Annotated in this window: 11 protein-coding genes and 4 riboswitches; all 11 genes read right to left on the bottom strand. The window is 44.3% G+C overall.

Annotated features, from left to right (window positions below; genetic code table 11):
- Positions 1 to 332 precede the first annotated feature (332 nt).
- The 11 genes from L7D49_RS17960 to L7D49_RS17910 all read right to left on the bottom strand — a co-directional run bounded on the left by L7D49_RS17960 (position 333) and on the right by L7D49_RS17910 (position 14069).
- Positions 333 to 1667 (bottom strand): NCS2 family permease, encoded by a 1335-nt coding sequence (locus L7D49_RS17960; RefSeq protein ID WP_238083482.1) that lies wholly within the window; start codon positions 1665 to 1667, stop codon positions 333 to 335.
- Positions 1668 to 1755: 88 nt separating this feature from the next.
- Positions 1756 to 1857: riboswitch (purine riboswitch) on the bottom strand.
- Positions 1853 to 3388 carry a glutamine-hydrolyzing GMP synthase gene (guaA, locus tag L7D49_RS17955; RefSeq protein ID WP_238083480.1) on the bottom strand — a complete coding sequence of 512 codons (1536 nt, stop codon included), beginning with the start codon at positions 3386 to 3388 and terminating at the stop codon, positions 1853 to 1855. It overlaps the preceding riboswitch by 5 nt.
- Positions 3389 to 3496: 108 nt before the next feature.
- Positions 3497 to 3598: riboswitch (purine riboswitch) on the bottom strand.
- 33 nt (positions 3599 to 3631) lie between these two features.
- Positions 3632 to 5821: a DUF4129 domain-containing transglutaminase family protein gene (locus tag L7D49_RS17950; protein WP_238083478.1), complete on the bottom strand. Its 2190-nt coding sequence runs from the start codon at positions 5819 to 5821 to the stop codon at positions 3632 to 3634.
- Positions 5821 to 7029 carry a DUF58 domain-containing protein gene (locus L7D49_RS17945; RefSeq protein WP_238083476.1) on the bottom strand — a complete coding sequence of 403 codons (1209 nt, stop codon included), beginning with the start codon at positions 7027 to 7029 and terminating at the stop codon, positions 5821 to 5823. Before L7D49_RS17945 ends, L7D49_RS17950 begins: the two co-directional genes overlap by 1 nt.
- On the bottom strand, positions 7026 to 7976 hold the full coding sequence (locus L7D49_RS17940; protein WP_238083474.1) for an AAA family ATPase: 951 nt from the start codon (positions 7974 to 7976) through the stop codon (positions 7026 to 7028). The genes L7D49_RS17945 and L7D49_RS17940 overlap by 4 nt, the downstream gene beginning before the upstream one ends.
- Before the next feature lie 612 nt (positions 7977 to 8588).
- Positions 8589 to 9413 (bottom strand): ammonia-dependent NAD(+) synthetase, encoded by an 825-nt coding sequence (gene nadE / locus L7D49_RS17935; RefSeq protein WP_238083472.1) that lies wholly within the window; start codon positions 9411 to 9413, stop codon positions 8589 to 8591.
- 12 nt (positions 9414 to 9425) lie between these two features.
- The gene (locus L7D49_RS17930; RefSeq protein ID WP_238083470.1) at positions 9426 to 10895 is read right to left on the bottom strand and encodes a nicotinate phosphoribosyltransferase; all 1470 of its coding nucleotides are present in this window, start codon (positions 10893 to 10895) and stop codon (positions 9426 to 9428) included.
- Between the two features lie 207 nt (positions 10896 to 11102).
- Positions 11103 to 11273: a serine protease gene (locus tag L7D49_RS17925; RefSeq protein ID WP_238083468.1), complete on the bottom strand. Its 171-nt coding sequence runs from the start codon at positions 11271 to 11273 to the stop codon at positions 11103 to 11105.
- A gap of 19 nt (positions 11274 to 11292) precedes the next feature.
- Positions 11293 to 13068: a phosphomethylpyrimidine synthase ThiC gene (gene thiC, locus L7D49_RS17920; protein ID WP_418895905.1), complete on the bottom strand. Its 1776-nt coding sequence runs from the start codon at positions 13066 to 13068 to the stop codon at positions 11293 to 11295.
- Between the two features lie 137 nt (positions 13069 to 13205).
- Positions 13206 to 13321: riboswitch (TPP riboswitch) on the bottom strand.
- 89 nt (positions 13322 to 13410) lie between these two features.
- Positions 13411 to 13725, bottom strand: coding sequence for a DMT family transporter (locus L7D49_RS17915; RefSeq protein WP_238083466.1), 315 nt, complete (start codon positions 13723 to 13725; stop codon positions 13411 to 13413).
- A complete protein-coding gene (locus L7D49_RS17910; RefSeq protein ID WP_238083464.1) occupies positions 13725 to 14069 on the bottom strand; it encodes a DMT family transporter in 345 nt (114 codons plus the stop codon). The genes L7D49_RS17915 and L7D49_RS17910 overlap by 1 nt, the downstream gene beginning before the upstream one ends.
- 167 nt (positions 14070 to 14236) lie before the next feature.
- Positions 14237 to 14343: riboswitch (SAM riboswitch) on the top strand.
- Positions 14344 to 14367 lie beyond the last annotated feature (24 nt).

Below are 14367 nucleotides of genomic sequence, written 5' to 3'. Positions count from 1 at the left end.
TTAAAGTAAAGTATATTTCCGTTTCAGATCTATGCTGTTAATAAACGAAGGCAGCTCACTTCCCCAGACGCTCTGTCTTTATGACAGCTTACCATCTGTACAGGGTAATCAACTCAATATATTCTCGCTAGAGTTCTGGACTTACACGATAGAGCCCAAACTAGTAGTTGAAATGGAACGCGCAGTAATTATTAATTCACCCCTTGGCTATTCGATTGGTTTACGCACCTAAAAGTTACAATTCCTTTCTGTCCAGCCATTCAGAATTAAATTGGCGTTAAATCTAAAACGGCTGCCCAATTAATTTTTGGCAGCCGTCTTCAGGTTTTCTTCTATTTAATAAATATGAAATACAAAATGAACAGCACCGCAAGTCCGTACATGATCGGATGAATTTCCTTGCGTCGCCCGCTGAGCAACATTGTAATCGGATAGAAAACAAATCCAATTGCGATACCAGTTGCAATACTATATGTCAGCGGCATAGCGATGATCGTGAAAAAGGCAGGAACCGCAATTTCAAACTTGGTCCACTCGATATTCCCTAATGTCGAAACCATCAACACACCAACAATAATTAATGCTGGGGCTGTCACTTCTGGTGTAATAACAAACAAGAGTGGCGAGAAGAATAGTGCTAGTAAGAACAGAATCCCAGTTACTATAGAAGCAAATCCTGTTTTAGCACCTGCTGCTACACCAGCTGTAGATTCAATGTAAGACGTTGTCGTTGAAGTTCCAAAGATAGCACCCGTCACAGTTGCCAATGAATCAGCAAGTAATGCTCTTCCTGCTCGAGGAAGCTTATCGTCTTTCATTAAACCTGCTTGATTTGCTACTGCCACTAGTGTTCCTGCAGTATCGAAAAAGTCCACAAACAAGAATGTAATGACTACAACTAAAAATTGAGTCGTCAATAAGGAAGTAGGATCATCCAATAATGTATGGAAAGCAGCACCGAAAGTCGGGCTGACACTTGGCACTTTGGATACAATCTGATGTGGCACATCTATCAGACTGACGGCCATTCCAACTAATGTTGTAGCAATCATTCCGTAGAAGATAGCGCCTTTTATTTTACGTACCATCATTATAACAGTGATAACCAATCCGAATATCGCCAGCAATGTCGGGCCTGATGAAAGCTTGCCTAATGTCACCAAGGTGTTTGGATCTCCGACAATGATTTTAGCATTTTGTAATCCTAGAAATGTAATGAATAACCCAATCCCTGCGCCAACCGCATATTTTAATTGAGCTGGTATAGCATTGATAATTAGTTCACGTAAACCGGAAAGTGACAAGACAATAAAAATAAGACCAGAGAAAAGTACACCTGTCAAAGCGGTTTGCCATGGAATTCCGTATCCTAATACAACTGAGAAAGCGAAGAACGCATTTAGCCCCATCCCTGGAGCCAATCCGATCGGATATCTTGCAATCAGTCCCATGAATAATGAACCTACTGCTGCCGCCAATGCTGTTGCGACAAAAACCGCTCCCTTGTCCATTCGCATTGCATCTGGCAAATCTGGAACAGCTTCCAATGACAATGTGATTGGATTTACGGCCAAGATGTATGCCATAGCTAAAAATGTAGTCAGACCCCCGACGATTTCGCGGCGGTAATTCGTACCCAACTTGTCAAACTCAAAATACTTTTTCATCCCATACCCTCCTGATGGTAAAAACATAAAAGAGAGCATACGTATTCAATCGTATGCTCTCTCCATTATCCATCCTAAAAAAGCAGCTGCTTTCCAGGATGAATATCGTAGTCGGATCATTTACGGTGTTCCGGTAGAAACTTCTGGGCCCTATCCCCAAATTTATACGATTTCGCTATTAAATTTTATTCCCACTCAATTGTGCCTGGTGGTTTTGGTGTAATGTCATACACGACGCGGTTGACATGGTCTACTTCTGCTGTAATCCGGTTACTGATTTTTTCAAGCACATCCCAAGGGATCCGTGCCCAATCTGCAGTCATACCATCCACAGAATGAACAGCACGCAAACCAACAGCATAGTCATAAGAACGTTTTTCGTCTCTGACACCAACGCTGCGGATGTCCGGAAGGATCGCGAAGTATTGCCAGATACTCTTATCTAGGCCAGCTTTAGCGATTTCATCTCGCAAAATCCAATCCGCTTCACGGACGATTGCCAGCTTGTCCTCGGTTACTTCACCAAGAACACGAACGCCAAGACCAGGACCAGGGAAAGGCTGTCTGCGAACGATGTCTTCCGGCAAGCCAAGCTCAGCACCTACAGCACGGACTTCATCTTTGAAAAGAGCCTTCAATGGTTCGATTAATTCAAACTCCAAGTCCTCAGGAAGACCGCCTACGTTGTGATGCGATTTGATCACTTCGTTCGTTGCAGTTCCGCTTTCGATAATGTCAGCGTAGATTGTGCCTTGAGCAAGATACTCAATGCCGTCTAATTTAGCTGCTTCTTCATCGAAGACATAGATAAATTCGTTTCCGATTGTTTTCCGTTTCACTTCAGGATCTGTTACACCCTTCAGCTTGTCCAAGAAACGTTTGCGTGCATCCACTTTAATGAAGTTCATATTGAATTTATTGCTGAAAGTATCAACTACACTTTCAACTTCACCTTTACGAAGCAAACCGTGGTCAACAAAAATACATGTCAACTGGTCACCGATCGCGCGGTGAATCAATGTAGCAACAACAGAAGAGTCGACGCCTCCGCTTAATGCGCAAAGTACTTTTTTATCTCCAACTTGAGAACGGATCTTCTCAACTTCAATGTCAATGAACGCTTTCATAGTCCAGTCTTTTTTCGCTCCACAGATCGAAACGAATTGACTAAGCATGTCTCTGCCGTTTTCAGTTTGTTCTACTTCCGGATGGAACATGAAACCATAAATGCGCTTCTCATCGTGAGCAATCGCAGCAATTTCAATTTCCTTGCCAGAAGCAATTGTTTTAAAGCCTTCTGGAGCTTGTGTCACAAGTGTCCCTTGGCTGCCAAACACAGTTTGCTCTCCAGCCAAACCAGAGAAAATGGAAGATGATTGGTCTACCGTTACCACTTCTGACTCTGTATGAGTTTGGGATCCGAATGAACCGCCGAATTGTTTTACAATTAATTGCATTCCATAAGAAATACCTAGAACAGGAATTCCTAATGAGAATATTTCAGGATCAATTGACAAAGCATCTGCTTCTTTGTCTCCTCCTGACAGGATGATGCCAACTGCATTCATTTTCTCAATATCTTCTGCAGTAACAGTGTGCGGATACAATTCACTATAAACACCCAATTCACGGATTGTACGCGTGATTAGTTGGTTGTAGGAGCTACCGTAATCAAGTACCACGATTTTTTCTTGTTCGACTAATAAAGGAGCTGTTGACAATTGATCCACCTCTTCCAAAGTATTGTACGATATCCCTTATAATTGAAAAGACGCGTCAGAAAGATTCTTTCTACGCGTCTCGACAACTACAAAAAGCAGGAATAGCTAAATAACCATTCCCGCCTTCATAGACAAGCCATTTAAGGTGGCTTGGTAGAAACGTCCGAACCGTATTATCAGACATATATGAGGGCTGTATCGTTTTGTTCTTTTGTCATATCATACTCTCACGCATTCTAAAAATCAACCGGCTGACCTAATGATTAAATCTTCCCATATTTCCTGCAAAGCCGGCCAGTCATGCGTTTCGATATGACCGCCATAAACACCCTGTTCATATACAGCAGTCAAATCCCTCATTCGTCTGCCTCCGAAATGACGATCGACTTTCATTGCATATTCTGAGAGTGTCATGTCGCCTGAACGTTTAATGCCGAAACGCTCTAATTGACGCAAAAGACTCTTATATTGTTTATCGAATGTTTCCCAATCACCGCTCGGCTTCTGATGCATGCGAATGAGTAACTTCGGCATCCACTTATGACGAATGTAATAAATCCGCCATGCAATGCCTGTTAAGACAAGAATAACGAACACCGATTTCCACACATTCGACTTTACCCATGCGAACGCCTTTTGAAAACCTGTAGGTCCACCCGATTTATTTTCAGGTTTCGCAACTGGAGTTTGCTTTTCTTTCTCTTGCTTCTCCTTCTCTTGCATCTCCGGAGATTGAGGATCGTCCAGACTCGTTTCGATATCATAATCTATGCCAGCCATGTTTGTAAACCCGATAGTTGGTTCAAACGGCATCCATCCGATACCTGGCATATAAGCTTCCACCCAAGAATGAGCCTCATTGTTTGTCACTTCGTATATTCTTTCTCGCTGGTCGTTCAGTTTTGATTCACCAGGTGCAAACCCTTTTACCCAACGGGCTGGGATATCCACCGAACGCAGCAGTACCACCATTGATGATGAGAAATTGTCGCAATATCCGCGTTTTGTATCAAACAGGAATTGATCGACATAGTCCTCACCCTCACGAGGAACTGGAACATTTTGCTGGTCATACGTAAACCCATTATTCCGGAAATATCGTTCAATTGCTTTCGCTTTATCATAAACGCTTTCTTCATTCTCCGTAATGGAATTGGCCAACTCTCTTACCCGATCAGGAACCTGCTCCGGCAGCTGTAAGTACGGTGAAAAATCAATGCTGGCATCATAATCATCCATCGATGTTTCCCGCAAAGCTTTCATACTATATTTTGGCTCAACAAATTCGATTTCATACGAATCAAGTTCCAGCTCCGAGCCGTTCTTGGTCGCCCAAATCTGTTCCGAATCAAACCGTCGATTCAAAACAATGTCTGGTCTCGTATTTATTTTCGCAGTGCCATACGGATAAGCGACATAAGGCAGGCTCTCGATGATCTGCAATTCTGCACTCACCTGCTCAGGTTTATTGCCATCTAATAACGTTTGGCCTTCTGCTATTGAGTCACCCGGGAAAAAGCTCTGTCTCTCGCTTTCTTCGGGATGCTTTTCCCATCCTTTTGAAGTATAGGTGCTCTTCGTTTCGATTTTCCAATATTGCTTACTTGGCACCTTGGCTTCAAAAACAACCGTATGGTCAGGTGTGAAAGGCCCTCCTAGGACAGAATCGTCAGGATCGTAACCACTCGTAGCCGTCATGGTGCCGAGTCCTTGACCGCCTTGAACGACGGATTTGAAGAAAGGCACAGGGTCCGGCCAGGCGGGATCCTTCTCCGGAATAATGCTCGCAAAAGCGGAACTGGCAACGACTACGAATAATAAGGGAAGTGAGATTGCCGCATAAACACCCGTTTTCAATGGCCTATGGTGTTTTTCAGAGAGCCGTAAAATATACAGAAGCCCGACCAGCAGCAAACCACTCACCATTATTCGAAAAATGGCATTTTCAGCAGAGTACGGGCTAAACGTGTCAATAAAGGCAATGAAAACAACCGTCATTACATAGAACAACAGAATGCTTCTACGGACTTCAATCCAATGGCGTATCAAATAGGTCGTCATCCATAACAGAACGAAAAAGAGAATGGTTCGAAAAGGATTTGTAATCCCCTCCCAATCACCAGTTTCCAGTATGGATAAATTACTCATAATATCCGTCATGAGCAAAGACAGCGAATCTCTCGTAAAGAATATGAGATTCAAAAAGACAAAGTGAACAGCCCAGAAAATGTAAAGTATTTTAACAGGTACGGAAATCCACCATTTCATTCCGAGTAAAGATGTTAAGAAAGACAGACCGATGAAAACCATGAACAGACCTAGATAATTCGTGTCCGTCAATGCCATCACCGGCAGGAGCCATTCGCGCAATAAAACGAATGCAAGCGAATAGAGGATGATCAGCAATCTCCTGTCCATTTTCGTATCTTTCATCAGGATGCCACCTCCCGAAATGCTTCTGCAAACTCCGTTTTCCCAAGTACATGCACCGTAATTCCCTTGGTCCGCAAGTATTGGATTCGTTCCAGCTGAATGTCTGTCAACGGTTGTTGACGGTCCACCACTGCAAAACAAATGACAGCTTGGACATTTCGCAGGGTCGTAACGATCGGCTGAATAAATGACCAATCCGGTTCACTTGAAATGAGAATAACACTACCGCCGCTCGCCATCGTCATGCTAAAGTCGATGGCTTCTGGCATAACATCCACATCGGGTTTCAGCTTTGCTAAATGGACGAGAGTATTGCGGAGATGTTCAGCAGATTGAAGTAACGGGAAATGATGTACTTTCTCTCCAACCGAGAGAAAACTGACATTGGCCTGTTTCGAAGTAGCTTCTTTCAAAATGGAAGCCGCCAATTCAATTTCTTCTTCAAAGAGTTTTGATTTTCTGCCATCCAGGATTATCGTCAACTCTTCAGATTGGCGATCCTCAAATTCTTTTGTCATTAATGTTTGCGTCCTCGCAAATGATTTCCAATGAATCCATGTGACACGGTCGCCGGATTGATAATCACGAACGCCTGTAGCCATGGTTGTATCTTTCACGAGCGAAAAAGGAGACGCCAACGATCCACGATCATATTGTGCTTTGATCGGCACATAATGGATGTCTTTCATTTTTGGGAAGACCAATACAGCATCTTTCATATCAATGACTTTTGATTTACGAATCCATCCAAAAAAATCAGAGACTTCAATTTCAATTCCACTTAAAACATGTTCCCCTCGGGGCATATCTTCTATTACATACGACCATTCTACTTTTTTACGAAAACCAAAAAGGAATAACCGCTTCCCCTTATCCCCCATCAGTTTGGCAATCGCAGGATCCTCCCATTTTTCCGATGCAACTGTATAGAGCAGCGGAAATGGGAGATGACGCTCAATTTCAAGTCGCACCTCCAGCTTCCCGCCTCTTTCTAGCGTCCGGGCGGTCAGCTTTCGCCCCGCCTTCATATCACGCAACGGATAGAAAAATAGCAGACAGGAATAAAGGACAAAAGGCAACAAAATATAAAAAATGCTCCAACTTACTTTCCCGCCTTGAAACATGGCAAATACATAGGTCACGGCAAGCAAAAGGAGGACGAAAACAAACCGGCCAGATTCGGAAAGGAAACGAAGACGTTGCTTCATCTCACCCGGATCCTTTCAATCGGCACATTCACTTTCGTCAAAATACGATCCATAATTTCCTCTGTTGTAATCCCTTCATACTTTGCTTCAGGTTTTAAAATAATCCGATGGCCAAAAGCGAACGGTGCTAAATATTTCACATCATCCGGTGTAACATAATCCCGTCCCCTCATGAGGGCAAACGCCTGGCAAGCTTTCATTAACGCTAACGATCCCCTTGGACTGACGCCTAAATAGACATAAGGATTTGTCCGCGTCTCCGCTGCGCAATCGACAATGTACTTCTTAATCGTATCGTCCACATTCACATCGGACACACCCTGTTGCAGTTCCCTGAGCTCTTCCAGCGTAATGACCGGCTCCAATTTTTCAATCGGCACTGCCTTCTCGGCACGCTGCAGCATCTCCACCTCGGCAAGCCGCTCTGGATAGCCCATTTTGAGTTTAAACAAGAATCGGTCCAGCTGAGCTTCCGGAAGCGAATACGTCCCCTCATACTCGATCGGGTTCTGCGTCGCCATTACAAAGAAAGGCTGCGGAATTCGAATTGTCTCCCCATCGACAGTGACAGAAGACTCCTCCATACTTTCAAGCAAAGCGGACTGGGTTTTGGGAGAAGTCCGGTTGATTTCATCCGCCAATACAATATTACCGACAATTGGCCCCGGTCTGAATTCAAACTCCATCTCCCTCGGATTGTATATCGAAACGCCTAGCACATCCGAAGGCAATAGATCCGGTGTAAACTGGATTCGCTTAAAGGAAGCGCCTATCGATTTCGCTAACGATTTGACCATCATCGTTTTGCCGACACCCGGCACATCCTCCAGCAAGACATGGCCACCTGCAAGCAGTGCCGTCAAGCTCAGCTCAGCGATGTTCCGTTTACCGATCATCACTTTATCAATATTCGCTAATACCTTGTCGATCGTCTGTGCATGAGTCATAATAAATCCTCCATTTTAGCTGATACAAACAACTATAGTTATCTTACTAACAAGCAAGTCAGTTAGCCTACTTCCACAATAAACCATATCACTGTCCGAAAATTAACAAAATGTAACTTAATAATACATCACATCCAATTTCCCTACAACCTTTTCACCGCTGGAGAGGATGTTGTGAATTACTTGGCAGCAGGTGAATAACTCATCCAAATTGACCTTCCTGCGATAGGATAGAGCAAGAAAAATTTCGTGTACTTGTTCGGTTATTCGAACTCTCTTTTAAATAATACGAGCTATCATGAAACGGATTCGAGAACTCTTCTGGATATACGAGCACTTAGGCAATGGATTCGAGCACTCCTTCAATTATGCGAGCACTCTCGCAACCGATTCGAGCATTCTTTCAATTATACGAGCACTCCCGCAACCGATTCGAGGTCTCTGCAAATTCACCCGAAAAGTAAGCACTACCCCAGCATTTGAACATTATATGAACAGGTCGGTCACGCAGCAGCTACAACCAAAAAGTGGTTATCAATAACATCCTACCCAATTTCCACGTTTTACATAAAAAAAGCACCCCATTTAGTACTTTTAGGGGTGCTTCTCTTTTTACTTCCAGAAGTCATCGAACACAGTAATAGGCATATGCCGTTTATGAGCTGAGCGCAAGTATAGTTTTTCAATTTGCTCTCGTGACTTTTCGGAGACTTTTTTTCCTTCAAGATAGTCGTCGATTTCTTCATAGCTGACGCCTAAAGCGACCTCATCCGGGAGCGCCGGCCGATTTTCTTCTAAATCGGCTGTCGGTACTTTGTTGTATAGATGCTCTGGGCAATTCAATGCTTTCAGAATCTCGCGGCCTTGGCGTTTATTAAGGCGGAAAATGGGCATCAAGTCAGCCCCGCCGTCCCCAAATTTGGTGTAGAATCCGGTTAATGCTTCAGCTGCTTGATCTGTTCCTAGGACGACGCAGCTTTGAGCAGCGGCAATTGAATATTGCACCTTCATTCGTTCCCGGGCCTTTTCATTTCCTTTTGTATAGTCTGAAATGATGACGCCTGCTTTGGCGAGTGATTTTTCACTTGCGTCGACCGCATTTTTAATATCTACCGTATAGATGATGGAAGGCTTAATATAATCAAGGGCGTCTTGACAGTCATCCTCATCAAATTGTTTTCCATAAGGCAGACGGACCGCGATGAATTTGAAACGGTCGGTACTGTGCTCCTCGTTTAATTCATCGACAGCCATCTGGGCAAGTTTCCCGACAAGGGTAGAATCCTGCCCACCTGAAATCCCGAGTACAAAGCCATTCAGGAATGTATTTTTCTCAATGTAATCCTTCATGAAATCAATTGATTTGCGTATTTCCGCCTGAGGATCGATCGACGGTTGCACTTTTAATGCTTCAATAATCTGTTGTTGAAGTGACATATCTGTTCCTCCTCACCGTAATGAATAGGCATCCACTTTCTCCCGCACTTCACGGATGTTGCGCATTTTATTATCCCAGCATTTCTGGCTTAAATCGACTGGATACTCTTCCGGATTGAGAGAGCGTTTGTATTCCTCCCATAATAAATCCAAATTGGCATGTGCATACTTCTGCATTTCCTGCAAGGTAGGGTTCGTGTAGATGACGTTACCCTTTTCCATCACTTTTGTATGGAGATTGACTGCTTCAAAGTTCGTCACAAACTTTGAAATGAAGGTATGGACAGGGTGGAACATTTTAATTCGTTCCTCTGATGCCGGTTCTTCATCGTACATCGTGATGTAATCACCTTGCGCTTTGCCATTTTCCTTATCGATAATACGGTACAATTTCTTGAGCCCAGGTGTGGTGACTTTTTCCGCATTCGACGAAATTTTAATCGTATCTTCCATTTCGCCTTGCTCATTTTCAATGGACACCATTTTATATACTGCACCGAGAGCAGGCTGATCATAAGCCGTAATGAGCTTCGTTCCGATTCCCCAGACATCCACTCGGGCGCCCTGTGCTTTCAAGTTCAAGATCGTATATTCATCCAAATCGTTTGAGACAACGACTTTTGCATTCGGGAATCCGGCTTCATCCAGCATGCGGCGTGCTTCTTTGGATAAAAACGCAATATCTCCGCTATCGAGCCGGATACCAAGGAAATTAATTTGATCTCCAAGTTCCTTTGCGACCTGAATAGCAGTCGGCACTCCAATTTTCAGCGTATTATACGTATCCACTAGGAAAATACAATCTTTGTGACGCTTCGCATACGAATGGAATGCTTCATATTCACTCTTGTACGCCTGTACAAGCGAGTGGGCGTGTGTACCCGCGACCGGAATGCCGAAGCGTTTTCCCGCTCTTACGTTACTTGTCGCCTCGACGCCGCCGATGAACGCTGCACGCGCTCCCCAGACAGCCGCATCCATCTCATGGGCCCGGCGGCTTCCGAATTCCATCACCACTTCATCTTTGACGACTTGTTTGATGCGGCTCGCTTTTGTTGCAATCAACGTCTGGAAATTAACGATATTCAACAACGCCGTTTCAACAAGCTGTGCTTCCGCCAGCGTTGCTTCCACCCGGACAATTGGTTCATTTGCAAATACAAGTTCCCCTTCAACCATCGAATAAACATCGCCAGTGAACCGGACGTCTTTCAAGTAGTCTAAGAAATCTTCCCGATATCCAACCTCATCGCGCAAATAAGCGATATCGCTCTCACTGAAATGAAATTCCTTCAGGTAATCAAGAATTCGTTCCAGCCCTGCGAAAATCGCATATCCGTTGCCAAATGGCAAATGCCTGAAATAAATCTCAAACACCGCTTTCCTTTCATGGATGCCATCTGCCCAATAGGACTCTGTCATATTGATTTGATAAAGATCGGTATGTAAAGCTAAACTGTCATCTGCATATTGCGAACTCATGCAATTCCCTTCTTCCACAATCACTATTTGGATTTAGTATACACCATTTACCCGGAAATCGAACGCAATTAACATAAATTGTGGCAGATGCGGGATACCAGGAAAGATTTTAGACGTGGTGCATGCAACAAAATGGGGGTCTTAACAGTAAACTCCCCACTACACATGACAAAACCCCTGTCAGCAGTTGACCAACAGGGGTAATAATTAATAATGAAGACTTTCCATCCGCTTACACTTGCGGCAAATCCGATGCGTTTGTTCCTCTTGAAAGTCATGCTGGCATTGCAACTGGATTTCACGCAATTGCTGTTCCAGCTGAAAAAGCCGATGTTTCCCTTTCATAATCTCCATAAGGAGAGCTTCCGCAGTTGTCATCTCCTTCCCTCCCACCATGTTAGCTATAGATGGTGCCGCCGGCTTCCTGAAATTCTTTCGCTTTTTCTTCAAGCCCTTTTTTAATGGCCAATTTTTCTTCCAATGTATTTTCATCCGCATATTTTCGGATATCGTGCGAAATGCGCATGCTGCAGAATTTCGGGCCACACATGGAGCAGAAATGAGCAATTTTTGCACCTTCCGCCGGCAACGTTTCATCATGGTATTCCATAGCTCGCTCCGGATCCAGACTTAAATTGAACTGGTCACGCCAGCGGAATTCAAATCGAGCTTTCGACAATGCATCATCACGCTTTTGGGCGTTTGGATGGCCTTTTGCCAAGTCAGCTGCATGGGCAGCGATCTTATATGCGATGACGCCTTCGCGGACGTCGTCTTTATTCGGCAATCCCAGATGCTCTTTCGGGGTTACATAGCAAAGCATCGCCGTTCCGAACCAGCCAATCATGGCAGCTCCGATGGCGGACGTAATATGGTCGTACGCAGGAGCAATATCTGTCGTCAGTGGTCCTAATGTATAGAAAGGAGCCTCCTGGCAAATTTCCATTTGCTTGTCGACGTTTTCTTTAATTAAATGCATCGGGACATGTCCCGGCCCTTCAACAATGACTTGCACGTCATGTTCCCACGCAATTTTAGTCAATTCACCTAGTGTTTCCAGTTCCGCAAATTGTGCTTCGTCGTTAGCATCGGCGATGGATCCTGGACGCAGGCCGTCTCCGAGAGAAAACGAAACATCATACGTCTTCATAATTTCACAAATCTCTTCAAAGTGTGTATACAGGAAGCTTTCCTGATGATGCAGCATACACCACTGGGCCATGATGGATCCGCCACGTGAAACAATCCCGGTGACACGATTGACTGTTAATGGAATATAGCGCAAGAGCACACCGGCATGGATTGTAAAATAGTCCACTCCTTGTTCCGCCTGTTCAATAAGTGTATCGCGGAACACTTCCCATGATAGATCTTCCACTTTCCCATTCACTTTCTCCAACGCCTGGTAAATCGGTACAGTACCAACCGGAACAGGAGAGTTGCGGATAATCCATTCGCGCGTCGTATGAATATTCTTGCCCGTGGACAGATCCATAATCGTATCCGCTCCCCAGCGCGTCGCCCATGTCATCTTTTCTACTTCCTCACCGATGGAGGAGGAAACAGCCGAGTTCCCGATATTGGCATTGATTTTCACATGGAAGTTGCGTCCGATAATCATCGGTTCCGCTTCCGGATGATTAATATTTGCAGGGATAATCGCTCTGCCACGAGCTACTTCGCTTCGGACAAACTCCGGATCTATTCCCTCCCGGATTGCGATAAATTCCATTTCAGGGGTTATGATTCCTTGCCGAGCGTAATGCATCTGTGTCACATTTTTCCCTGGCTTTGCGCGAAGCGGCTTGCGCTTCAGTAAAGGAAACGTCTCATCTCTTTTTTCCTTGCCAGCTCGGTATCCGTTATCTTCCGGCTTCACTTCCCGCCCTTCATATTCCTCTACATCACCACGTTCGAAAATCCATCGTTTTCGAATTTCTGGAAGTCCTTTGCGAATGTCTACCTTATAGCCAGTCTCCGTATACTTTCCGCTCGTATCATATACACGGAACGGTTCATTAGGAAATTCGCCCTCTTCTGTAATGGTGGGAGATAATTCAATCTCCCGCATCGGAACTTGAATGTCCTTTCTGCTGCCTTCCACATACACCTTTTTACTAGCCGGAAAGCAAGAATGGATGTGAATCGGTGTTTCTTCTTTCATGTTACTCATCTTGTCATCGTCCCCTCATCATTATTTGCGGGTGAACCAATGACTCTATCCAAAAGGGAGTGCTGCCTAGACGCAAAAAAGACCAGCTCTGTCACAAAACAGACCTGGTCTCCAAAACATACGCATATGCATGCCACTAATCGTTATAGAAACTTCCCCACGCTGGTATGAGCCAGATCAGGTCCAAAGAGTTAGGAGAGCAATCAATATCTCCCTCTCAGTCCGGTTATGCCGGACACCCCTAGTTTGCATCTATTAAATTGGTCGTACACTCATAGTCTAACCGAGTATCAGGAAATGTCAACCTAATCTGACGTTAGTAGTTTACTCAAATGAAAAACTTCATCCAAACAGCTTCAACCCAACCGCGCCCCCGATAATCAACATCAAAAACAACATCCGCTTCCAGCCTGCCGGTTCATTAAAAAACAAGATTCCGACCGTCACAGCGCCAGCTGCTCCAAGCCCTGTCCAGACTGCATATGCGGTACCCATCGGAATATCGCGCATCGCAAGAGAAAGAAAGAAAAATCCAGCCGAAAACACAGCAGCTAATAGGATAAGGCGGAGGACTGTTTTCTTGTGGAGGAATAAATTTATACAATACACACCAAAAATTTCACCGAAACTCGCAATGACCAGGTAGAGCCACGCCATTACCCCTCTCCCCCTTTCGATTCTTGCGGTTTCTCTTCAGTTGTCGTCATCTTGATTCCGATGACGCCTATGATAATCATTCCGATAAATATAAGTTTCACGAAAGAAAAATCGGCATGAAATAATACAAAGTCAATTAAGACAATCGCTGCCGCCCCGGAACCTGTAAACACGGCATATACCGTTCCGCTCGGCAATTTCTCGCAAGCTTTTATTATGAAAAAGAAACTGAACAAAATGGCAACAACAGTGCCCGTCCATTCCAGCAGTGAATCTGAATACCGTAGGCCGATCACCCAAAATATCTCAACAATCGCTGCAAAGACAACATATAGCCAAGCCATTGGCAATTCCCTCCCGTCATCCCGGCCAACTCACCAATCAATGAACTACTCTCTATAAAATGGAGACTGTCTAATCAACCCCTAGTATAACAAAAATACTAGCTTGCAAATGAGACTCTTTCATGCTATCGTTAGATAAACTATTTTTAAACAATTCCATATTTTTATTCTTATCAAGAGAGACGGAGGGATTTGGCCCGAAGAAGTCTCAGCAACCAGCCCGATTTTGGTATGGTGCTAATTCCAAGTGACGTTAGCGTCATGAAGATGAGAAGATTGAATTCAACACTCGAATGTT

Source organism: Sporosarcina cyprini (genome assembly GCF_022048975.1).
Taxonomy (GTDB): Bacteria; Bacillota; Bacilli; order Bacillales_A; family Planococcaceae; genus Sporosarcina; species Sporosarcina cyprini.
Note: the sequence above shows the minus strand (reverse complement) of the source record. Positions and strands in the feature narration are given on the sequence as shown.

Coding starts and splice junctions, on each gene's coding strand:
- L7D49_RS17945 (WP_238083476.1), bottom strand. CDS start 7,029: ATGAAGCAACGTCTTCGTTTCCTTTCCGAATCTGGCCGGTTTGTTTTC.
- thiC (WP_418895905.1), bottom strand. CDS start 13,068: ATGAGTAACATGAAAGAAGAAACACCGATTCACATCCATTCTTGCTTT.
- L7D49_RS17910 (WP_238083464.1), bottom strand. CDS start 14,069: ATGGCTTGGCTATATGTTGTCTTTGCAGCGATTGTTGAGATATTTTGG.
- nadE (WP_238083472.1), bottom strand. CDS start 9,413: ATGTCACTTCAACAACAGATTATTGAAGCATTAAAAGTGCAACCGTCG.
- L7D49_RS17950 (WP_238083478.1), bottom strand. CDS start 5,821: ATGAAAGATACGAAAATGGACAGGAGATTGCTGATCATCCTCTATTCG.
- L7D49_RS17940 (WP_238083474.1), bottom strand. CDS start 7,976: ATGACTCATGCACAGACGATCGACAAGGTATTAGCGAATATTGATAAA.
- L7D49_RS17915 (WP_238083466.1), bottom strand. CDS start 13,725: ATGGCGTGGCTCTACCTGGTCATTGCGAGTTTCGGTGAAATTTTTGGT.
- L7D49_RS17930 (WP_238083470.1), bottom strand. CDS start 10,895: ATGAGTTCGCAATATGCAGATGACAGTTTAGCTTTACATACCGATCTT.
- L7D49_RS17925 (WP_238083468.1), bottom strand. CDS start 11,273: ATGACAACTGCGGAAGCTCTCCTTATGGAGATTATGAAAGGGAAACAT.
- L7D49_RS17960 (WP_238083482.1), bottom strand. CDS start 1,667: ATGAAAAAGTATTTTGAGTTTGACAAGTTGGGTACGAATTACCGCCGC.